Genomic DNA, 22,397 nt, shown 5'->3' on the forward strand with positions numbered 1-22,397 from the left:
ATTATGTCGAAAAAACGCAGAATAGGAAAAGAAAACAAGCGTAGGAGGACAACGATGAACAAGCCAGTTGTAGACGTAAAAAACGTTCAAAAAGTATACGGTAAAAAAGGCGAAAGCCAATCACATGCGTTAAAAGGAGTGTCATTCTCGATTCAAGAGGGAGAATTCGTTGGCATTATGGGACCATCTGGTTCAGGGAAAACAACGTTACTAAATGTAATTTCAACATTAGATAAAGCAACGGGCGGTCTTGTTGAAATCGCTGGTATCGATATCACAAAGATGAAACAAGGGGAACTTTCGGATTTCCGTTCTCAAAAATTAGGATTCATCTTCCAGGACTTTAATTTACTAGAGAACCTATCAATTTATGAAAATATTGCATTGCCGCTTTCACTTCAAGGTGTTCCGTCTCGTAAGATTGGACCGAAAGTGGAAAAAGTAGCGGACATGTTAGGAATTTCAGCAATACTTCAAAAGTATCCATCTGAAGTATCTGGTGGACAAAAGCAACGTTCAGCAGCAGCCCGTGCGCTTGTACATGAACCAGCAATTATTTTAGGAGATGAGCCAACAGGGTCACTTGATTCTAAAAATGCAACGAGTCTTTTAGATGCGATGACAAATCTAAATGAAGAACAAGGTGTTTCCATTATGATGGTTACACATGATCCGTTTAGTGCAAGTTACTGCCGACGTATTCTATTCATTCAAGATGGCGAATTATATAAAGAAATTCACCGTACTGGTACGCGTGAAAAGTTCTATAAAGAAATTTTAGATGTGCTTGCAGATTTAGGTACACAAAAAGCATAAGAAAGGAGGTTCAAGCATGTTATTTAAGCTTTCCATGTCAGGACTAACAAGTAAGCTAAAAGATTATATCGTCTTACTTGTTGGTCTCGTTATGTCAATTTCAATTTTTTACATGTTCCAAACATTAGCGCAGAATAAAGCATTTCTTAAAGCAAATTCTACTATTAGTCAAATTGGATTCGTCTTCCATGCTGGTACGGTGCTACTAGCAATCATCACATTCTTCTACATTTTGTATGCGAATTCTTTCTTACTATCACTTCGGCAAAAAGAATTTGGTATGTATATGATGTTAGGAGCAAAGAAGCATAAGATTACATTTCTTATGTTTATTGAGACCGTAGTGTTAGGTGCGGCGTCCCTTGTAATCGGAATTGCAGTCGGTGTAGGTCTTTCACAAGGGGTTGGACAGTTACTTATGAAGCAACTTGAGTTTACTGGAGGTGGTTATCAAGCCTTTTATGTTCCATCAATAACTGTTACTTGTATTTTCTTCTGTGCACTATTTGTGTTAGCTGCCATTATGAATAGCATTAAATTATCACGTATTTCAGTATTACAACTTGTACATGCAGATGCGCAAACCGAACGTCCTGTGGTTAAAGGGAAAATCACGGGAATAGTTGCAGTCTTTGCAATCATTTTACTAGGCGTTGGTTATACTTCCATGATTAATATATCTAAGTTACAAGAAATGGGAGTTATCATTGCATTAATTACAATAACATCAGGGACTTACATGTTATTTGGATCCGCCCTTCCATTTATGATTAAAAAACTAAAGAGTAATAAAAAACGTAGTGAAAAAGGTCTTAATGCTTTTACATTCGCGCAATTAAACTTCCGTATTAATAGTTTAACAAAAGTACTAGCGACAATAGCGATGTTAGTTGCACTTGGAGCAGGTGCAATTTCAACTGGTATGGCCTTTAAAAATAACGTTATGCGTACTGTAGATACTTTGGCCATTTATGATGTAGCGATTCATAATCCAAGCACAGAGGAAAAGAAAATATTAGATGGTATGACATTCCAAGAGAAAAATGAATATCATTACAAAACAGACGATAAATATGTGTATTATATAAAAGAAGAATTAGAGAAAAATCGTCCTTTAGTACAAAATTCAAAAAATGCTAAAAGACTGGCAGATGCCAGTAAAATCAAACGCGTTTCTGGAGAATTACCAGTAGGTGCTACTTTAAGTTATATTAAGAATACATCTGATAATGTGATTCCTGAGGAGTGGCGTACCGCATTTAAAAAGATTCAACCACATTATCTATACACTGATCAAACAATCAAAATTGTAGATAAAAAAATGTATGATGGTTTGCAAGGTAAAGAGAACATTGCATTTCTTGGAAAAACAAATGATTTGTTAACATATAAAAAAGAATTGAAAAAAATTGACGAATTGCAATTAGCTAAATATAAAATAGCAGAAGTCGAGTTGACAAGTAAATATTCTATATACACTGAGTTTTACGGCTTTACAAGCGGAACTATATTCATGGGCTTCTTTCTAGGACTTGCCTTCTTAGCGATGATGGCAAGTTGTTTAATGTTTAAGATTTTATCTGGTGCATCAAAAGATATTACACGTTATCAGATGCTTCGTAAAATCGGTGTTCGCCGCGAACTATTAACAAAGTCTATTTATAAAGAGTTATTTTTAGTGTTCTTATTCCCAGCGATTGTGGGTATTGCTCACGTTTTAGTTGGTATGAATATGTTTGGATTTATATTACATGATCCGTATTTCCGTATTTGGGTTCCGATTGTTATGTTCGTAGTTATTTACGCGATTTACTACTTCATTACAGTTCAATTGTATAAAAGAATTGTTCTTCCGAAAGAGGACTAAGAAGGTTCTGTTGCAAAGATCTCTAAACTGAGCTAATTTTTAGAAAAAGTGTGCGGAGGAGAATGATATAAGGAGTATTTTAAAGAAAAACAGTTTGAAAATTTACGTCCATTACGGGAAACTCAAATAAAAAGAAAGTAATAAAAATCCGATTCTTTAAATACATGAGAATCGGATTTTTTATGTGAAATATTTCCTTAACGTACAATTTTCTTTTTTAGGCCTAGTGACAGGGGAGCTGCTCTAGTCCGCAGTATCATTTCCTAATAATGGATTTTTGTGTTTTTAAGCGTTAATTGTCCATTTGGTTCTGTTGCAAAGTTTCTTAACAGATAAAAAGTTGGGATGATTGCAGATGGATTTTATACAATTGTTAGTAGGGGTATGGCAACCAAAAGAAAAATATGGGGTCATATAAAAAAAATTACAATACCAATTCTTCGCCATTGAAAACATTCTTATTTAAATTGTCAAAACGAATCTACAAATATAGTGGATTCATTTTTGTTTTTTCTGAAGAGAACAAGGTAATGAAAAACGAGTTAGAATTTACAAATCTATTACCATCACACCGTTTTCACTGTAACAAAAACGACCGTTTATATTACATGACGTGCTTAAAAATTATAGATTTTATAATCCTTGAATTCGTTGTAACAAAATACTGTATCAAAAATAATTCGTAACATTATTGACTTTAATCCTTTTTGTTACAACAAAATTTGATGAGTGGCTCAAAAAAGAAGTAATCGTTTCCGTACCCCTTTAACATCCATTTGGTATTTTCTGTATTACCCCTCTTTTTCGGGGGATGGGCAAAGAAACCCAAAATACACAAAATTTTCGTTATGGGGGTATTATCTGAACTTAAGTTGATGGGCATGTGATGTGACGTGACCCCATGCCCATCAAGCTAATATTTTGAGACATCCCCATAACGAAAATTTTACCTTTTTACAGTTATTTATGAGAGTTCGGCTCATTTTTTTGTTACAAGTTAACATAAAATTTCATTCTGAGAGCGCTATAAATTTTTAAGTTGATAGAGATGGGGCAGGGACCCTTTCAAAAAATAAAAACAGATTTTCCTTCACTGAGCATAAAGCGAGTTAAATAAGTTACTTATAATTAAAGGACAATATGGAGCACGAAGAAATGTTGCAAATCAATCTCCGAAAATGATGTAATATCTGCAGCGAAATAGGAAGATAGATATTTGGTCATAAAAAACTGTACCCCAATTATTAGTTACGTCTAACAATTGGGGTACAGTTCATTTAGAGATTTCCTTTTGTTTCATGTATGCATATACATAAAATCTATTTTACATTTAATACATACGACCCATTTTTATTTTCATATTTATAAACATGCAAATAATATTTCCCTGGTTTCGCATTATATTCTCCTTTAATGGTATTACCATCAATTTTCCCATATGCTACAAGGTTTTGTAAATCTGATTCATGATAAAGTGTCCATGTCATTCCAATTTGTTTTTCATTTAATACGGAAATATCTATATTTTGCGGTGAATTAATCGTAAAAGTATAGATATCTGACTTATCATTGTCGTTAAGATTTCCTTTAATAGTCGTATTGAAATCTATTGGATTTGCCTTTATATCTTCGTTATTTGGTTCTTTTTCTCTCAGGTATTTTGAATCTTCTTCATTTGGTTGAAATTCTAATTTTAATAATATAGCTTTTAAATCTGGTAAAACACCAATTCTATCATAATCTGGCTCTCCAGATTGTGTTCCTGTATTTGGATTACTTAAGATGTCTCTTAACTCACTTGGTTTATAAGGTTGACCCAAATGCTCCTTCGCAATACTTTGTATGGAAACGGCTGCACCGGCAATAATTGGTGAAGCGCTCGATGTACCATTAAAGCTTGACGTATATAAATTTTTAGCATTTCTATTTGGTTCCGCAGAAGTTGTATCTACATTTTGGCCCCATCCATATACATCAATTCGACTTCCATAATTTGAAAACCATGAACGCCCGTGAGGAACGGTTGATAAAGCAGCTCCGACCATAATTGCACCGGAATCTTTAAAATCTTTGCTATTACGATTTAAGACTTTTTTTCCATCTTTATTTTTAAATTCATCTAAATCATTCCAACCATTTGCTCCGGCCTCGATGATTACGATTCCTTTATCCGTTCCAGTACGAATCGCATCAAATACATCTGGTTGCACTTCAACTGGTAAATATTTATCACGATATCCTTCATAAGCTGATTGTGCCTCTAATAATAAAACATCCCCAGCATGTAGAGTATTTACAGCACTTAATATGGCATCCGCTTTGTTATTACTGCCGTCATCCCTAATTTGAGATACTACTTTTACAGTAGCATTTGGTGCAATACCAATATTGCCGATTTGATTATCTTCCGCAGAAACAATTCCTAGAACCGACGTACCGTGTCCAGCGTGAGCATCTGTATTTCTTCCGGATATAAGTTCGATATTGTGCTTTTCTAGATCTTCATGATTTAATAGCCATCCATACTCCATATCTGCAAATGTTATACCTTTTCCGTCTCCGCCCTTTATTCCCCATGCATAAGATGCATTAATACCATATGGTGCCTCTTTTAAATATCCTTGGTTTTCAAATCTAGGGTCATCATAGGGATTAAGAAATAAATTTGGCATCTGTACTTCTGGTGGTGTTACATTTTCTGGTTCTCTTATGTATACATCCTCTATTAAAGCTGATTGTTTTAACTTTTCTACTAATACTTCTGCTTGTACATGTTTTGAAACTTGAATTACATAGTAATTTAATAAGTTAGAAGATGAAGTGTTATTATCGGTTTTAGCACGTTTATTTATACTTTGGATTTCGTCAGGACTTACAGATGTAAATAAGCGTGTTAATGTTAAATCTGGGAATTCAGAAAAAATTTTTTCTAGTACAATATCATTTTTTTCATGTTTTATTCGCTTTTCTATACCATCTTCATACGGTAAATTGATTTCATTTTTAAACTTTACAATGATTTGCTTTTCATCTTTTTTTTCTACATTAGCTTCTTTTTGCTGTACTACTGAATTGTTTGAAGCAGCACTCACTATATGAGTAGTCTTTCCTAGTCCCGTAAAAGCTGTAATTGCAACTGTAGATACTAGCATTCCTTTAAAAATTTTCATTCATTTTCCCTCTACTTTTTCATTTTTAAACATTTTCCTATAAAAATATCAAAATAATTACGTACAAAGCCTTATACTAGATAAATTATAAGGAGTATCTAAATAGACTTCAATGTATTTGTATATGCAATTTTTCATATCGTTTTATACATCCATTTTAATTTTCCGACATATAAGTTGCTGCTAATTGGGGGGCAGCTGATATACGTGTAAAACTAGGTCACAGCAATATATTATTTATATCTAGGATATAGAAGCCCATTCAAGAGTTTTTTATCTTTACCTTTTAATTTAAAAAGATGATATTAATTCGCTAGACGCTAGGTGTAAAAAGAAGCTGTCCCAAAAGGTCGTTGAATAACGGTATTTTGAAGACAGCCTCTTTTTTTACTTTTATATGGAGTAGCGACAGGGTTGCTGTCATAGACAGCAAAGTATGAACCAATAAAATTATAAAAAGTACAGTTTAGTTGTAGAAGGATAATGAACAAGAACATCCTATATTTTTAGATTTAGCGAAAAGCCCATTGTAAGGCTTCTTTTTTGATTCTTAAGGAAAAATATCACATATTTATGTATCAATATGTGATATAACTCTAGACATATGTATCACATCATGATATATTGTTTTTGGATATATATATCGTTTTATGATATATCCTAAAAAGATATAGAAGGTGATTGGTTGAAGAAAACTGAGCAATTAACAGATTCAATGTTTAATATTATGGCTACTTTAAGTAAACCAATGCATGGTTACGCTATTATGAACTTAATTGAAGAAACAACAAAAGGGGCAATTACTATAGGTCCTGCTTCAATGTACACGATTATTAAAAAGTTATTACAACAAGAGTGGATTTATTTGCATGATGGGTCGGATTCAAGACGTAAAACATATCTGCTTACTGAGAAGGGCAGAGAAGTATTAGAAGAAGAGTTGAAGCTAAGAAAACTGATGATTCAATTAGCGGAAACTGGATTAAAGGAGGTTGAAGAATGAGACAAACAAAGTATATTACGTCAGGTGGGTTAGCTTTTTCTGAGGATAAGGACATGGAAAAATTACGCCGATTTTCTTTGAAGGGTTGGCATGTCAGTGACTTTCAGTTTATGGGTTATACGCTTGAAAAAGGAGAAAGCTCAGATTATATCTACAATGTAGATTATCGTTCATTAAAAGAAGATGAAAAAGAGGAATACTTTTACTTTTTTTCATCTTCTGGATGGTCGCATATTGCCTCAGAAGGAAATATTCATTTATTTCGAGCATATCCTGGTACAAAACCAATTTATAGTGACCGTGACACATCGATTGAAAAGTACGAAAATTCAAATCGTTCCGTGAAGTGTCTAGCAATTCCGTTAGTTTTAATAACAGTACTCGTATGGATTGGAGCAATGATAAGCTCTGGTACCTTAAAATCATTACTTCATGTAATAGCTGTTATTCTCAGTGTAATTGCCATCCCAACAGCTTGGACTGTAATCGCAACATACAATAACAAATGGAAGGCAACAGGAAAAGAAGGATTAGTCAATCTATTGAAAACTATACCATTCTTTCTCTTCTTAATTGCTATTATTACTTTGTTATTTGTCGATGGCTCAGACAATGTAGTTCGCCTGTTAGCGTCTATGGTAATTGGAGCAATCGCACTTCCAACTGCTATTTGGGTCATCATGTCTCTTTATCATAAAATGGGTGGGAAGAGAGCTTAGTATAAAGGTCGAAAATAAAGTTTTTAGACATTGTTATTGAGCTAAAGTGGGCTTTAGCGAAGTAAGAAATGATCAAACTTAATTATAAAAAGGTGTTATTTAGTTAAACAGAAAGCCGTTATTTTGGTCACTTTTTTTCAAAATAGCGGTTTTTTTAATTACTGCTGGTATAGGCCTCACCATACATGCCCATCAACTTAAGAAATTCATTGTTCCCCTAAACAAAAAAATGAGCTGAATTGTTATAAATAATTGTAGATAGATAAAAATTTTCGTTTAGGGGATACTTCATAACCTTAGCTTGATAGAGATGGTGTGACTCCCGACTTATTAAAAGTATGGTCAAACGAATTTAATATACAAACGGAGCGAAGCCAGGGAGGGCATTGCAGGTACTCTAAAGAAAATATTAAAGAATTAAAAGCTATAAAAGAAAAAATCAAAAACAAAAACGGAAAGGTTTTTTCGGTTTGTTTAAAAATTAAATGTGGTTGATATTCTTTGTTGTGCTCTAATGTCGGCTAAGTTTTTGGTGGGGGAAGAGGCAGCTTATGGTAATATAGGTGGAGAGGCTAAATTGGGATCAATGAATGAAATTGATGTTGGTTTGGGAATAGGTTTAGGAATACAGTTTGGAGTTGAAAAAGGTTAAACATCTTTATTTTTTGTTAGGGGGTTAAAAATGTTTTCCTTGGATGTATTTAAGAAAATTTTAATGATTTTTTGTGCTATTGCTGTTCCAGCTAGTTTATTAGCTATATGGTTTGGAGCAGAGGCTACATTTAACGAAAAAATTATTTTATCGATTGTATTTTGTGTAGTAATGCCGTTATTTACTTTTATATTTTATAAGATTGTTTCGTTTTTTTTTAAGAAATCTCACTCTTTGAAGAAATATTAATTTTGTAATTATCAGGAGAAATGTTTAATTATGGAAGATACATATAAGGTTGAGATTAAAACGGAAGAACATGGTGGGAAATTTCAAATATCATGGAAAAAAGAAAAATATTTTTTTGATTGAAAAAAGCATCTAAAGATAGATGCTTTTTTCAGCTTTTAATTAAATAGTTTTGAATGTATACTTTTCTTGTTAATTTTGAGGATATCAGGAGATTTGTTGTGAAGTCAATGGTTAAGGAGATTTGAATGTAAACTAATAAACAAAAGTTTACTTTCAAAAATATAAAAAGAATCCTGGGATTCCAGCATTCTTTTTGATAAATCAATAAGATATATTATTTAATTATTGAAAAGGAACGTCGTATATAAACCATGTTCCATTTTTTTTATACATATGGAATTGAATGTTGGTACCTGTCCATGGGGGCAGATTAATAACTGCGGAATCCTTGTAATCTTCGTTTATTACTACAGATGATCTTGCAAATATAAAAGATGATAGAATTTTTTTATGAAATTCAGGTGCTTCTTTTAAAAATTGTTTCTTTTCCTCGGTCATTTTTTCATCATTGTTATAGAAGAGATAAGTTATTTCATAATTTCCTTCTTGTATTGAATGTAAATATAATCTTACTATTGTTTTAGGTTTTTGCTCTTTTAGTGTATAAATATCTTGGGATTTTTGTAATTTATCATATAACTTTTGTTCTGTATGATTTAAACCTGCTAAATAAGGTGAAAGAGGAAATACAAGCCAAAGAATAATGATTACTAAAATTAATAAACCTATTTTTTTCTTATTCATTAAAAGCTCCTTATTCCATATATTGTAAGCGTAAGGATATCTTAATATACATAATGCGATTTTGCTAGGATTTTTATTACAAATAGATTTTTTTTGTTTGCCTTTTAGTATTTACAGTTTTGAATAAGATTAATTATTTTTATGAATGTAAATTTATATTCAAAAGTTTGCATTCAAATATTAAATAAAAAACCTATTCCAGTATTGGAATAGGTTTAACTATTATAGATAAAAATTTTTTGTTAATTCGATTGTAGCCCAGAACTTTGGTGAATAATTTTATTATTTTTCCAATCTACTTTTTTATCTGTGTTATTTGTTACAAACGTTTTATAGTCTGGTTGTTCATATGATATAGTATTAGACCAAGATGCACCGGCTGATGCAGATGATGATGGAAGTTTCACTTTATTTTATACGGTCAAACTTCACTCTACATCTACAATATGCTAAAAACCGTAGAAATTCATTATTCCTACGGTTTTATAACGTGCAGTCTCGTTCTATTTAATAATATTTTTCACATGACCAATTCGTATTTCACCTTCAGGATAGTATATCTATACACCAAAACTTACAACTGTAACATCCCTATTAGAATGCAAATCAAAACATTCATACAAACAAGATTTTATTTGACATACCTTATATATTATATAACCATTCTTTTGAATACCGGATCAGTCAATTCTTCCTTAAAATATAATAGGGAATATATTTTCAAACTAAAACAATCTAAGTATTAGATTTCCCCTATATTTTTAATAACCCTATTAAGTTTTTTGTAAAATTCACCTTTTGTTTTTACATGTTTAAACTGATTTGGATTAACGTGAGCTTTTTGAGAGAGTGCTACAATCTCTTCTTTTGTAATTGAATCTTTAGTATTTATAGATGCTATATTTGTATATTTTCCATCTTCTGTTTTTGGAATTTCTAAAATCCCTTTATTTACGAGATTCACTACAGCCTTATGCTCTGAAGAATGTGTATCTACACCGGTAATTTTCCAATTATGCATAACTTTTGGCGTGTATACACCATTCTTTACCTCTTTTAAATATGTAATAGCAAGATTACGAATGGTTCCACCTGTTTCGCCAAATGCATTCTCTTGTTTAGATGACCAAATCTGTTCAAACTTACGTCCCTCTAAGGCCCCTCCTTTTGCTTGAAGAGCCTCCATTCTATATGCATTCATTCCCAGAGTCATAACATCGCTCATTTTGATTGGTTTATTTGTACGAATAGATCGCAAATTTGTAATTCGACTTCCATATGGTTTTGTTAAGTCAATTTCGTATTTCACGCCTCCAAAGAAGTCGTTCGTACTGTATTTAGACGCACGGCGTGTTTTATCAAAGCTAACTGTTACATCTCCGGCACGAGATGTGTTAAAATACCCCGCCGCCCATTCCATATAATCTTTCAAATCTTTTCCAGTTACCTTATATACTGTAATTTCTCCCAAAGCATATTGATAATTATACGCAATATCTTTCTTCTTAATAGGACCTACATCTAAACGAGCATAATCGTTATCAATTTGATGAGCTACTACATCTGCTTTACTGTAATAGAGCATGACTTCATGAAAGAAATCTGATAAAGGTGTCTCTTGAATTTGCACGCTTGGAATACCATTTATTTCATTTTCAGGAACAAGATTTCTCCCCTTTAATTGAGCGACTACAACATTTGCATCTCCTCTCGCATACTCGTGAAAAGGTGTTAATGTTTCTTCAAGTGCAGGATCGGATAATACCGTTGTTCCATCAGCATTTTTTACAGGTAAAGTGGTAGCTGTTTTATCTTTTAAAACCAGCTTCCCATCTTGCTTTGTAAAAGTAAGGTCAATACGTGAAATATGCGTGCCATATTTATCTGGTTCTGTAATAATAACACCATTTACAACTTCTTTTTTAACAAGTTTATGCATATGAGCTGCAAAAATAGCGCTTAGTTCTGGACAGGCATTTGCAATATCTTGAACCCCAGTACCAGGGATGCCATTCTCATTTTCTAGTCCCATATGCATAACCCCTACCATTACATCTACTTTACCTTCTAATTCTTTAATTGCCTTTTTTGTCTCTTCTACTGGATTTTTCACCACTAAACCAGCCAAATGATCTGTCCCTTTTTCAAAATCACTAATCATTGGTGTATTCATGCCAATAATCCCAACTTTGATGCCACCTTTTTCAACTATCGTATATGCAGGAAGAAAACGCTCTCCATCTTCCTTGTAAATATTTCCTGCTAAAGTCTTTCCTTTATATTGCTCACTAACTTTTTTCAATGTATCTAATCCAAAATTGAATTCATGATTTCCAAATGCCCAAGCATCATATCCCATTTCGTTCATTGCTACCATCATCGGAGACTGTGGCTTATCATTGAATAATTCTACTGAGTTCCCTTGAATTGTATCCCCGGCATCTAATAATATGGTATTTGGATTTTCTTGACGTACCTTCTTGATAACCGTATAAAGCTGCGTTAAGCTTCCACTCATATTAGCACCATCAAGTGCATAATCCCAAGGCATAAACCTACCATGAATATCTGCAGTACCCAATAATGTAATATTAACATCAGATTCCTCTGCTTTAGAGATACCTGGTTTGATTGTTATTGCTGCTCCAAGCAGTATAAAAATAACAAAATAACATACAAGGCTCTTCCATCTCATTTTTGGCATAATAACAATGTTTCTCCCCTTTTTGTACTGTCATATAGTTTTTTGAACTTTAAAAATGTAACTTATTATTTGGAAAACTTCAACTACAAAAGATAATTTTAAATATTTATCCCCCCTATTATTGATCATCTAAATTATAGAAAATTGGAGTGAGATAATGAGTGAAGACAAAGAAACACCTGAAAGAAGAAGAGAAAGACTAAGACAAGAGAAAGAGAGAATAAGAAAAAAGCAACCATTCCTTTTAAGAAAGGTTGCTTTTTTAACTTTTCACCATTTAAGAAGGACAAGCATATATTAGGAGTGAAGAAAAAGCATAGGGGGGATAAACATGTTCTTCTCAAAGTTACGTGGTAAAAATGAAGTTCCACCAGTAGAAACAGATGCTCGAGGAAAAGCTTTCTTTAAATTAAGCCAAGATAAACTAAGCTTAAAGTTTAAATTAGATTTATTTGATATAGAGAATGTAGTAGTTGCTCATCTGCATCTAGGGGCGAAAGGAACAAATGGTCCTGTTGTAGTATTTTTATTTGGTCCTATAACAAATCCAGTTTCGATAGAGTGTGCAACTTTTACAGGAACAATTACTCAAGAAGAATTGATTGGTCCATTGGCTGGTCAAACATTAGACGATCTTGTAAGAGAAATTAATTCTGGAAATATTTATATTAATGTTCATACCGTACAACATCCTAATGGCGAAATTCGTGGCCAATTGCAGCATTGCTAATGACAGCAGTGAAAATATTTTTAGTGTAAGACATAAAGCATCCATTTGGGTGCTTTTTTATTTTGGAGGAGGAGTTAAACAAATTACTTCTTATTCGGATAAGTTTCTTCTATAAATATTTCTCAAGTTTTTGATATGTAAAAAAAAGTAAATTTATTCTATAATAGCAACTGTTAGATAATTCTGATTCCAAGAAAGGTGATGAGTGTATGTTTAAAAAAATTATGGTAACAAGTGCGCTATTATCTGGAGTTTTAGGAGTATCAACAATAGCTCCATCAGAATCTAAGGCTGAAACAAATTCTTCAGTAAATCAACAATACATTTCAGAAGGGACTGAATTCCCAAATGGAATTAACAGCCCCTTTGCCCCAAATTCTTTTGAGCAAAATAACCTTATGCAAGAAAACCTAGCTGCAGCATTTAAATGGCAATATAATGCTAATTACAAATTCTCTACATCAATTCAAGTGAAAAAAACTGTACCTGCATCAGATAACGGATATATTGGAGTAGCTTTTCAAAACAATAAACCTTTTAAATTTAATGTTGTAGTAAAAAGTCTATCATCTGGAAAAACAATAACTCATACTGTACAGGGGCAGCCAACCAGTGGTAACCAGCATGTTACAAACTTTTTTGGCCCTATGAAAGCAGGGAATTATGTTGTAACTTTAGTAAATACAGATAAATCATGGCACGAAGGAAACGTTTGGCTTGGATGGTAATAAAAATTAGGAAAAAGAATAGTTAAAAGGCGTATTCCATAAGCAGGATACGCCTTTTTTATTGTATGTAAGAAGATGTTTAGCTTTTTGCTTGATGATATGTTGAGCTGATTGCTCCAACAATAAAACTTAAAACTAGCGCACAAAAAATTAATTTACGATTCATGTCAGGCGCAGGGTCCCAAGAGATTATTGCAGTGAGCGAAAAAAGCAGTGTGTAATATTGAGCGTTATTAATTTTTAATCGAAGTAATAAACTTCTTTCATCAGATTTTCCTATTTTAGAATTTGAGTACGTCATAATACCTACAGCGATAAATCCAACTACCATAATACCTACAGCGAAATAATTAAACAAATGAATCAGTCCTCTCTTTTATATGTAAATACTTCATTAATAGATACCCCAAACTGGTTGGCAATTCTGAAAGCTAACAATAAGGAAGGTGTATATTTATTTTGTTCTAATGCATTAATCGTTTGCCTTGATACATCCACAAGTTCAGCTAGATCTTTTTGTGTCATTTTTCTAAGTACTCTTAGTTCATACACTTTATTTTCGGTTGTATCGTTTAATTTGTTTTTCAAACAAATCACCACCTCTTTTTGATCTATCTTTATAGTAATGTATTTCTTACTAAAAGTAAAGTATTTTTGACATAAAGTATAAAAAATTATACTTTATGTCGTTTTTTTCTTACAAATGTCTATAAAACATATCCATAAGGAAGTGTTTAGAACCTTGTTATAATGAAGAGATATCCATATCTTAGTTATAGTTGAGGGGGATTTATTATCTTTCTATGCAAGTACATGATTAAACATATAAAATATTTTATGGCTAAAGCATGTTTTCTAAAACATGCTTTTTCTTTTGCAATGAAACTCAAAAATGATCGTTGCTCAGGATTGATGAACCCCTTAGAATAATAAAGTGAAACTTCCATCAGTGAGAGTTTTCTTCACCCCCCACCTATCTTCTTCGCTTTCTCTGAATCTTAAGGCGGGGTCCTACTACCCTAAAGTAGCGGGATAAAGTTAGCGTTTTTTCATGTTTAGCGTGTATTTTCATTAAAATGTAGACGTGACTTCTAATTATATTCCCTCTCTAATTTATCAATTTTTTGACCTTTTATCTCATTACGTACTAGTATCAACTAACGCATCATCGTAATCCTGTAGTTCTTCCATAATTTCTTCTAATCGGTTCATATGATTCATAAACTCTTGGTGAGAAATTTCTTGATAATCAAAAATCCCATCTCCATATTCATCACGTTCAAATAGTTTTACTTTTACGCCTAACTTCAACAAATTATCAACTAACCCTTTTAAGTTCTGCATATCGTCAATATCGTTCGCATCCACTTCGGCAAAACAATCTTCGTTTTCAATTTTATTTTTTATGTCTGTAATTCCTAAACCAGTATACTTTCTCAAAGAAACTATATATGTATGAAGCGCATCATTAGGGCTTATTTTAATTGCGATTTTACTCATCTATTATTCTCCTTTCTGCTAAAATTCTTATTCTCATCGTTTTAACACATCACTGATTCCATTGCAAAAAAGAATACCAGCAAACAATGTACAATATTTTCCAAAAATCATTTTATTCCAAATAAAACGTGTTATATTTTATTCATCATTATAGATTTTCACACTTTAAGGAGGGTTTTTATGTATACACCTAAATATTTTGAAGTGCAAGATTCAGAACTTATTTTAGAATTTATCAAAAACTATTCATTTGGAACCTTACTATCTAGTACGAAAGATTTCCCAATTGCAACACACCTTCCACTGGATGTATATAACAAACAGGGACATACTTATTTATCAGGACATTTCGCTTATGCCAATCCTCACTGGAAATTGTTAAAAGAAAATCCTCAAGTATTAGTTACATTTCTAGGGCCGCATGCTTATGTATCTTCTTCCTGGTATGCGCAAGAAAATGTACCCACATGGAATTATGTATCAGTCCATGTATATGGTACAGCTCAGCTTGTAGAAGGCGAAGAGTTAGAGCTTATGTTAGCAAAAGTGCTAAAGAAATATGAGCAAGGTAGAGATAATGGAGTATTATGGGATACTTTAGATCCAACATTTTTAAAACAAGAGATGAAAGGGATTGTAGGCTTCAAAATAAAAGTTGAGAAAGTTGAAGCTTCCTTTAAGTTAAGTCAAAACCGAAATAATGATGACTACAAATCAATTACTAATAATCTTAAGAATGAAAACGATGTCTCTGCAATAGAAGTAGCTAACTGGATGGAAAAAATGAGACCAATTAATGAAAATTAAGTTCAGAACCAAATCACGAGGGTGGCAGAAAGAAAAAACATACAAAAAGCGAAAATTCCTGTATTGTACGAATTGCCAACACAATAACTAGGGAAAATTTTCGCTTTTCTTATTCATACTACTGATGATTTATCATGATAATAATAGGTTTTTAATGAAACAGCTATATGATCCAAGTATCAAAAAGCTTTTAAAAACTAGAAATCAAGTAAAGATTTCCCCAAAATATTCTCCTGCTTCTTTTTTAGTTCCATCTTTATGATATTAGTAGCTAGCCAATAGCAGTATCTGCCGCAACGTCTTCTACCTTATCTATAAATGTAACATTTCAGCCTTTATAACTTGAATATACTCCTGCAACTTACAAAACGCTTCTGTGAGCTTGCTTGTTTCTTCTGTATGAAGGAAGCGTGCTTTGTTTCGCTCTTCCTCTATGATAAGCAGCTGCGCGGCAGCATAAGAGAGACCATACCGTTCGCATTCTCGTTTCATATCATGAAAAAAAGAAAGAGGTACAGTACCTGCTCCCGAGATGAGCATCTCATCTAGAAATTGTTCCACTTCATCGATTATACGCACTAACTCTATCATAGAACGTTTCTCCTTCATTGAGTGTAATATTTACAATCTCTCCTGCTTCTGTATATAAGATGACAGGTGTGACAACGAGCTTTGTACTCTCCTGATAGGAATGGACAAGCATTCGCTTTACGTTCAACGAGCCCATATACATTTTTACCAGTCTAATCATTCGTTCGTTTTCTGGTCGTTTCAGCATTTGCATTTGCAATATTTTACCGGTCTTATCGATAAGAGGAATGATCCATTTTTGTTCCTTTTCCTGAAGCAGCCATTCTCCTATTTCCGCAGCTTCTATACAAAATATTCCTTGCTTATTTGTCTCTATCTGCTTTACTTTTTCTAGCAATTCCTCCCATGAGGTCAGAAAAAGAGATTGCCACTCTGCTACATTTGTTTTTCCATCTGTTTCTCCTGCTGTTTGTGAGCTAGATGACAATTGAAAATCGGCGTTAAGTTTTGCCTGCTTCAGTCGAAAAAATGAACGAGACAGTTCATATCCTTTCCCTGTAATTCCCCATGGTGCTTGCTTTTCATGAAGTATTTCAGGAGTTGTACTCATTCCTTCATAAAACATCGGACGCGACTGCGTGTATGTCATCCACTTTTCCTGCTCTTGATTATAGAAATAATACGTTACACCAACATAACCGGACTTCGTTTGCCAGCCGGATGCACCGAAGGCGTACAAAGTAAGCGGTGGTACTTCATAATATTCCGAGCGATACGGACTCTCTTGCAAGCGGTGCCTCTCTAACAACATAATGTGTTCATAAATCACGGATAGCGTTTGCCGATAAGATGCCATTTGAAAAGACGCATGTTTCATCCGATATAGCCCGATATCTGTCGCGAGCTTACGAAATAAGTTCTCTAACTTTACTAGTTTCAAAGAACGAGCTTTTACAGAAAGTTGTTCTATTTCATTGATTGTGTTTTCAGTAAGCCGCGTTAATCCAAAATGAACAACTTGCTCGATCATTTCTTTAAAAGGGGATAACTTTTCCGGAGCAATAATAAGGGGATTCATCTGTTTCGTTTCATGTAAGATCCCTTTCTCCTTTTGATACCAATATACGGCTTCCGCCTTATGACGGCATATCCCATCTGCTTTACACGTACAAATTGCATCATTTACCGATTCAGCTGTTAGAAAGCGAACAGTTATATTCTCTTCTGGAAAGGACGCAATTAAAGCTGCCTCTTCTTCCAAACTGAACTTCGGCTGAAATGTTTCGCGAAACATCATCTCAGCCCATACCTTTTCAGAAACAATGCTGCGTACGTCCATATTCAAAAGAGTGGAAAAATCAACCTTCGTTTCCTCTTCTCCTTCATACATCTTCTTAGCTTCGAGCAGCGCCATAATTACATGCTTGCAAATGGAGCGGGCGTCACAAGTACATGAGTAACTACGGATATCACCTGTAAACGTTACAGTAATTTCGTCATCAAACTGTATTTGCGCTGCATTCTCTTCTACGTCCATTTTGACATTTGCTACAGCAGCCAAATCTTTGATCGCCCTCTTATATGTTCCTTTGTTGGACATTGCGATCAAGTATGTTTCATCAATAGAGGAAAGAACATTTAAGAAATGATTGCTGCGATCCACTGTGCCAACCTCCCTGGTGTTAGCGCCGCTACATGAGCACCAAGCGCTGCCATTTTTTTCGCTGCCTGTTTATCATAAAAAGGCTGTGCAGTCGGATCAAGAGAAGTAAGTACAATAAGCTTTGCTCCTGATTCCACAATCTTTACCGCTTCTCGGTACATTTCAGCGTAACTGCCGCCTTCATATAAATCCGTTACAAGCACAACAATTGTTTTGTGCGGCATCTCTATTTTATTCATTGCATAGCGCAGCGCCTGAGCAATATACGTTCCGCCCCCAAGCTGTACATTCATAAGCGTTTCGACTGGATCATCAATCCGATCTGTTAAATCAACAACGGATGTATCAAAGATGAACAAATCTGTCTTAATCGTCGGTAAACTTGCAAAAATGCCAGCCATAACTGCACTATGAATAACAGAATCAATCATGCTTCCGCTCTCGTCTACTGCAAGAATCACACGCCATGGGTTAACGTGCTTCGTTGCCGCATAGAAATATGGTTTTTCAATATGGATGGTGTTCGTTTCCTTGTCAAAATGCTTCATGTTCTTTCCAATCGTTTTCTTAAAATCAAAGTTGCGCATCGTGCGTACACGGCTAGCGCGGTTTCGATCCGGTCTACCGCTTAAAGCGAGCTTCACTTCCTGCTCTAAATTAAGGCGCAACTCCTCAGCTACTTTGGCCACAATACGCTTTGCGGTGTCCAATACATCCGGATTTACATGATCCTTAAATTGTAAGATGCATTTTAACAGATTCATATTTGGTTCCATTTTTTCAAGCGTTTGCTTATCCTGCAGCAAAGCCGTTAATTCATACTTTTCGAGCGCATGCTTTTCCATAATTTCAATTGTTTCTTTCGGAAACAACTCGCGCACTTTCGAAACCCAAGTGGGCACTGTTAGCTGCGAAGGATCCAGCGACCCGCCGCGATCTTCCCCGCGCTCCCGTTCATACAAAAACTCCAGCGCCTCGTCCATTTCCCTGTATACAGGGCTTTCTTCCTGAAATGTTATTTGATCATCCGCATATTTTCCAAGAACAAGACGCCATCGATTCAAAGAGATCTTATTCTCCATCTTCTAGCCCCCGTCTCATCAAAATCTCCCGTGCCTTCTGGTCTAACTGCATTGCATACTTCAGCACAGCTTCCGAAATCACTTCTTCTTTCACCACTTCTTCGGTTGTGTCATATAACCGAGCAATCTGTCTGGCGATCGTATCGACTTCAAGCGGAGTGAATTGACTGAACAAGAGGCGTAAATGCGGCAGTACTTGCAAAAATGTCTCCTCATCAAGTTCTTGTAGAACATGAGACATCCCGCCAAGCAGCGACTCGTTATACAAGAAAATATCTTTTGCACCAGCAAACAAACCATTCAAAAATAGAGGAGCTTGCTTTTGCATATCACCGCTTCCATAAAAGTATCCTTCTGCCACTTGAATGACATCATCGACCGTCCTCTTCGCTAAAGAAGTTAACAACCCAAATACCGCTCCTTCGACCTGACTTTCCCGTTTTTCTTTTTGTAAATAAAGCTCTAACGCTTCAATAAACTGCTGATCTGCAGGCTGCAATGTATACAAATCGATAAGCTTTTCCGCAATGATCCCTGGCTCGCCGCTATCTAAAACAGAAAATAACGAAAGCGCTTTGCTTCGGGCGCTTTCCGCCTGTTGATTCGTTTTTTCTATTTGTGATAAATAGTAAGCGCACTCTGCCATAGACACGAAGTCTCCATCCTCTTGTATCGCCTCATCCATTAACGGAATGTACATGGCAAAATCAGAAAATAACCCGCTTAAGTAGGCTTCCATTAATAAAAGAGCCACTTCTCCAGCACGCCCTTTTGCCTTATACAGCTTTGCTCGCAGCACTTCCTGAGCGGCTTCCATCACCGTTCCACCATACACAGATAAATCAATGAGAGCACTTTCCACCTGCGCTGAAAAACGATATTTCCAAGTTTCTCGCATAAGATTGATGTTCTGCTTTCTGGCAAGGTTTGGACCTCGCAGCTTCTCGCAAAACGGAACCTCTAAAAAAGCGAGGCAATGAAAGAATTGACTTAAACGCTGGTGCCGTTCTTTTTTATATATGTCAAGAATCGTTTCATGCGGTACAGTGGAGCGGGCTGGAAGACGAAACGAACGAACAGAGGCACGAAAATCATGCACGAGCGGCGGCACATCCGCTTCTTTTGACAATTTCCCTCGCTTCGTCCCTTGCAGACTCTTCTGAAGCAGCATCAAAGGTTTATCTGCCGAGGATATCTCTCCCTTAACAAATGCGCTATGCACCGCGTCCATCAGCTCATACAATCCAGGCTGCATCTTGCCTCGAAGCAGCGCAAGTTCACGGATCATTCGCGCAGCCTCAATCTCATCTGCTATTGATATCCCTTCTGTTTTTAACTGCCTAGCAACCCGTATCATAAATTGCTCGGCTGCCGCTTTATCCCTGTTCTCCCATATGTGTTGGTAAAAAGCAGGTGCAGGCATACCGCTCTCATACCCGCGCGTCTGATCGCTTTCCAAAAAGGAGTACGGCATAAGATACGTTTTTGCATATGTAGCAGACAACGGACTTTTGGACAGTTTTTTCTTTTCGCCTTCCAATTCAAGAAGTCCCTTCACATGAAAGCCTCCGGTAATTACGAGCACCTTATCATATGCTTTACGCGCTTTTTCAATTTCCTTTGCCATATGTATTTCTCTCGCCATGCAGCCGTCTTCTATCAACATCTCCCGCGTATAGTCCGCGCGCGTGTAATAACAATAATCGAAGAGCTGCTGGATAAACTCCTCGCTTGTCATATGAAAACCTTGCAATTCAAAGTATTTCTCCCAAAATTCATGAAAGCTTCGGCAACCCGTTCTTTCTGAGAGCATACGGACATATTGACTGTGCCGGAAGTATTGTTCATCATACTTTCCGCGCTCTTCCTCATTTTTCGTTACATACAAATATTCCTTATAGGGAAGATCAATAAATGAAACGGGAATGTTGCGTGCAGATCCTTCCCGAAGTGCGACAAGTTCCGGTGAATAGTCGAGAAAGGGATAGTACGCACGGTACTTTCCACTCTCTCCTTTTTCAAGCACATCCGCTTTATCATCATAACTGCAATATATACAAATCGGAGCCTCACTCTCGGCGCTCACGATATGCGGAATAAGCGGATTACAATCAATCGGCCCCTCTATAAGAATTGCATCCGGTTTATATAATTCAACTATTTTTTGTACGTGAAAAGAGCATGCAGGACTATGATGGCGAATCGGCACGTATACGACGTTGTTGTTTACATTGTAAGTTCTTTGAAACAATGTGTTTACTTCAGCTGATTGCGAGCTTCGAAAAACGACTTCCATGCCTCTCCTCCTACTTGACTTCGTGCTCTGACGATGCTTGTAAAGTAACTGCGCAGCTTTTCTAAATCTTCCTTGTTTTCTTTTGCAATCGTTCCGGATAAGTATCGAACAAGTGCATCCATCTTCACTTGTCCGCTTCTATAATAATACGCATCCATTGCACTTTGATAATATACCGATACTGCTTCTGCAGTACTCATAACAGAAGAAGGCTGATCAATTCGTTTTCCTTCAGCGGTCACGCCTTCCCGCAGCTCATGAAAAACAGTCGCCAATAGCTGAACAACCGTCCGGTCCACTTCTGGTATGATGCCAGAAGCCCCTAACAAGCGCGTTACTTGCGACTCTATAATTTTTGCTTCAAGCTTTACATCTTTAATTGGATGCACTGTTTCAAAATTAAAACGACGCTTCAATGCACTACTCATTTCATTCACGCCGCGATCGCGCGTATTCGCAGTCGCAATAATATTGAATCCAGGCTTTGCCGCAAGAATTCCTTGCTCTCCAAACTCCGGAATGTTCAGCACCTTATCGCTCAAAACGCTGATCAACGAATCCTGCACTTCCTGGGGGCAGCGCGTCAACTCTTCAAATCTAGTTAATATCCCTTGTTCCATACCAACGAAAAGGGGACCTGGCACAAGAGCCTCTCTTACAGGCCCTTTCGCAAGAAGAAGTGCATAGTTCCATGAGTACTTAATCGTATCTTCCATCGTAGCAGCTGTTCCTTGCACAGTGTTACGACTATTTCTGCATATCGCAGCAGAAAGCAGCTCACTTAACATCGTCTTTGCTGTTCCCGGCTCTCCGATTAGCATAAGACCGCGATTCCCTGCTAATGTGACAATAGCTCGTTCCACAAGCGCATCATTACCATAAAATTTACGACTAATTTCTACTTCCTGTCCCTGCCAAAGAAGCGGTTCTTCTTGTCCGCTAATAAACGTACGAACCGCGCGTGGTGACAACCGCCAGTTAGCTGGTTTTGGAAACGAATCATTCGCTTCTAAAGCATTCAATTCTACTTCATATAATTCTTCCATTAACGGTTTAATAGACTGCATATGTCA

General features: G+C 35.5%; 22 protein-coding genes and 1 pseudogene. 11 read left to right on the top strand and 12 right to left on the bottom strand.

The window, feature by feature from the left end:
• Nucleotides 1-54: 54 nt before the first annotated feature.
• On the top strand, nucleotides 55-816 hold the full coding sequence (locus WAZ07_RS22810; protein WP_336474275.1) for an ABC transporter ATP-binding protein: 762 nt from the start codon (nucleotides 55-57) through the stop codon (nucleotides 814-816).
• Nucleotides 817-832: 16 nt separating this feature from the next.
• Nucleotides 833-2,683: an ABC transporter permease gene (locus tag WAZ07_RS22815; RefSeq protein ID WP_336474276.1), complete on the top strand. Its 1,851-nt coding sequence runs from the start codon at nucleotides 833-835 to the stop codon at nucleotides 2,681-2,683.
• A gap of 1,319 nt (nucleotides 2,684-4,002) precedes the next feature.
• Here the strand turns inward: WAZ07_RS22815 and WAZ07_RS22820 are convergent.
• Complete coding sequence (locus WAZ07_RS22820; RefSeq protein WP_336474277.1) at nucleotides 4,003-5,853, bottom strand: S8 family peptidase; 1,851 nt, start codon at nucleotides 5,851-5,853, stop codon at nucleotides 4,003-4,005.
• A gap of 685 nt (nucleotides 5,854-6,538) precedes the next feature.
• On the opposite strand from WAZ07_RS22820, the gene WAZ07_RS22825 reads away from it, so the two are divergent.
• The 5 genes and pseudogenes from WAZ07_RS22825 (at nucleotide 6,539) to WAZ07_RS22845 (ending at nucleotide 8,476) form a co-directional block, all read left to right on the top strand.
• Nucleotides 6,539-6,856, top strand: a complete 318-nt coding sequence (locus WAZ07_RS22825) for a PadR family transcriptional regulator (RefSeq protein WP_090919455.1) — start codon at nucleotides 6,539-6,541, stop codon at nucleotides 6,854-6,856.
• Nucleotides 6,853-7,575, top strand: a complete 723-nt coding sequence (locus WAZ07_RS22830) for a DUF2812 domain-containing protein (protein WP_336474278.1) — start codon at nucleotides 6,853-6,855, stop codon at nucleotides 7,573-7,575. Before WAZ07_RS22825 ends, WAZ07_RS22830 begins: the two co-directional genes overlap by 4 nt.
• 315 nt (nucleotides 7,576-7,890) lie before the next feature.
• Nucleotides 7,891-8,019: pseudogene (locus WAZ07_RS22835) on the top strand (MerR family transcriptional regulator); the annotation flags it as partial.
• Nucleotides 8,020-8,089: 70 nt separating this feature from the next.
• On the top strand, nucleotides 8,090-8,227 hold the full coding sequence (locus tag WAZ07_RS22840) for a hypothetical protein (RefSeq protein ID WP_336474279.1): 138 nt from the start codon (nucleotides 8,090-8,092) through the stop codon (nucleotides 8,225-8,227).
• A gap of 30 nt (nucleotides 8,228-8,257) precedes the next feature.
• Complete coding sequence (locus WAZ07_RS22845) at nucleotides 8,258-8,476, top strand: hypothetical protein (protein WP_336474280.1); 219 nt, start codon at nucleotides 8,258-8,260, stop codon at nucleotides 8,474-8,476.
• Between the two features lie 345 nt (nucleotides 8,477-8,821).
• Here the strand turns inward: WAZ07_RS22845 and WAZ07_RS22850 are convergent, their stop codons facing one another.
• From WAZ07_RS22850 to WAZ07_RS22860, 3 genes are all read right to left on the bottom strand, one after another.
• Complete coding sequence (locus tag WAZ07_RS22850; RefSeq protein WP_336474281.1) at nucleotides 8,822-9,283, bottom strand: hypothetical protein; 462 nt, start codon at nucleotides 9,281-9,283, stop codon at nucleotides 8,822-8,824.
• Nucleotides 9,284-9,525: 242 nt separating this feature from the next.
• Nucleotides 9,526-9,690 carry a leukocidin family pore-forming toxin gene (locus tag WAZ07_RS22855; protein WP_336474282.1) on the bottom strand — a complete coding sequence of 55 codons (165 nt, stop codon included), beginning with the start codon at nucleotides 9,688-9,690 and terminating at the stop codon, nucleotides 9,526-9,528.
• Between the two features lie 335 nt (nucleotides 9,691-10,025).
• Complete coding sequence (locus WAZ07_RS22860) at nucleotides 10,026-11,987, bottom strand: bifunctional metallophosphatase/5'-nucleotidase (RefSeq protein ID WP_336474283.1); 1,962 nt, start codon at nucleotides 11,985-11,987, stop codon at nucleotides 10,026-10,028.
• A 157-nt stretch (nucleotides 11,988-12,144) separates the two neighbouring features.
• Here WAZ07_RS22860 and WAZ07_RS22865 point away from each other — a divergent pair, with 157 nt between their 5' ends.
• From WAZ07_RS22865 to WAZ07_RS22875, 3 genes are all read left to right on the top strand, one after another.
• The gene (locus WAZ07_RS22865) at nucleotides 12,145-12,288 is read left to right on the top strand and encodes a hypothetical protein (RefSeq protein WP_336474284.1); all 144 of its coding nucleotides are present in this window, start codon (nucleotides 12,145-12,147) and stop codon (nucleotides 12,286-12,288) included.
• A gap of 30 nt (nucleotides 12,289-12,318) precedes the next feature.
• Entirely contained in the window at nucleotides 12,319-12,717 is a 399-nt protein-coding gene (locus tag WAZ07_RS22870; protein ID WP_336474285.1) for a CHRD domain-containing protein, read from the top strand.
• Between the two features lie 209 nt (nucleotides 12,718-12,926).
• Nucleotides 12,927-13,445 carry a hypothetical protein gene (locus WAZ07_RS22875; RefSeq protein WP_336474286.1) on the top strand — a complete coding sequence of 173 codons (519 nt, stop codon included), beginning with the start codon at nucleotides 12,927-12,929 and terminating at the stop codon, nucleotides 13,443-13,445.
• A gap of 79 nt (nucleotides 13,446-13,524) precedes the next feature.
• Here the strand turns inward: WAZ07_RS22875 and WAZ07_RS22880 are convergent, their stop codons facing one another.
• The 3 genes from WAZ07_RS22880 to WAZ07_RS22890 all read right to left on the bottom strand — a co-directional run bounded on the left by WAZ07_RS22880 (nucleotide 13,525) and on the right by WAZ07_RS22890 (nucleotide 14,945).
• A complete protein-coding gene (locus WAZ07_RS22880) occupies nucleotides 13,525-13,803 on the bottom strand; it encodes a hypothetical protein (protein WP_090919481.1) in 279 nt (92 codons plus the stop codon).
• A gap of 5 nt (nucleotides 13,804-13,808) precedes the next feature.
• Nucleotides 13,809-14,033: a helix-turn-helix transcriptional regulator gene (locus WAZ07_RS22885; RefSeq protein WP_090919484.1), complete on the bottom strand. Its 225-nt coding sequence runs from the start codon at nucleotides 14,031-14,033 to the stop codon at nucleotides 13,809-13,811.
• A gap of 552 nt (nucleotides 14,034-14,585) precedes the next feature.
• The gene (locus WAZ07_RS22890) at nucleotides 14,586-14,945 is read right to left on the bottom strand and encodes a hypothetical protein (protein ID WP_336474287.1); all 360 of its coding nucleotides are present in this window, start codon (nucleotides 14,943-14,945) and stop codon (nucleotides 14,586-14,588) included.
• 180 nt (nucleotides 14,946-15,125) lie between these two features.
• Here WAZ07_RS22890 and WAZ07_RS22895 point away from each other — a divergent pair, with 180 nt between their 5' ends.
• Nucleotides 15,126-15,752 (top strand): FMN-binding negative transcriptional regulator, encoded by a 627-nt coding sequence (locus WAZ07_RS22895; RefSeq protein WP_336474288.1) that lies wholly within the window; start codon nucleotides 15,126-15,128, stop codon nucleotides 15,750-15,752.
• A 312-nt stretch (nucleotides 15,753-16,064) separates the two neighbouring features.
• Here WAZ07_RS22895 and WAZ07_RS22900 read toward each other — a convergent pair whose 3' ends face one another.
• Genes WAZ07_RS22900 through WAZ07_RS22920 form a run of 5 tightly spaced genes read right to left on the bottom strand, consistent with a single transcriptional unit; the run spans nucleotide 16,065 to nucleotide 22,391 of the window.
• A complete protein-coding gene (locus WAZ07_RS22900) occupies nucleotides 16,065-16,343 on the bottom strand; it encodes a hypothetical protein (protein WP_336474289.1) in 279 nt (92 codons plus the stop codon).
• Nucleotides 16,315-17,946 carry an SWIM zinc finger family protein gene (locus WAZ07_RS22905; protein WP_336474290.1) on the bottom strand — a complete coding sequence of 544 codons (1,632 nt, stop codon included), beginning with the start codon at nucleotides 17,944-17,946 and terminating at the stop codon, nucleotides 16,315-16,317. Before WAZ07_RS22905 ends, WAZ07_RS22900 begins: the two co-directional genes overlap by 29 nt.
• On the bottom strand, nucleotides 17,922-19,028 hold the full coding sequence (locus tag WAZ07_RS22910; RefSeq protein WP_336474291.1) for a VWA domain-containing protein: 1,107 nt from the start codon (nucleotides 19,026-19,028) through the stop codon (nucleotides 17,922-17,924). Before WAZ07_RS22910 ends, WAZ07_RS22905 begins: the two co-directional genes overlap by 25 nt.
• Nucleotides 19,018-21,324 carry a DUF5682 family protein gene (locus tag WAZ07_RS22915; protein WP_336474292.1) on the bottom strand — a complete coding sequence of 769 codons (2,307 nt, stop codon included), beginning with the start codon at nucleotides 21,322-21,324 and terminating at the stop codon, nucleotides 19,018-19,020. Before WAZ07_RS22915 ends, WAZ07_RS22910 begins: the two co-directional genes overlap by 11 nt.
• On the bottom strand, nucleotides 21,285-22,391 hold the full coding sequence (locus WAZ07_RS22920) for an ATP-binding protein (RefSeq protein ID WP_336474293.1): 1,107 nt from the start codon (nucleotides 22,389-22,391) through the stop codon (nucleotides 21,285-21,287). Before WAZ07_RS22920 ends, WAZ07_RS22915 begins: the two co-directional genes overlap by 40 nt.
• Between the last annotated feature and the right edge of the window lie 6 nt (nucleotides 22,392-22,397).

Origin of the sequence: Bacillus bruguierae, assembly GCF_037104725.1 — a bacterium.
GTDB lineage: Bacteria > Bacillota > Bacilli > Bacillales > Bacillaceae_G > Bacillus_A > Bacillus_A bruguierae.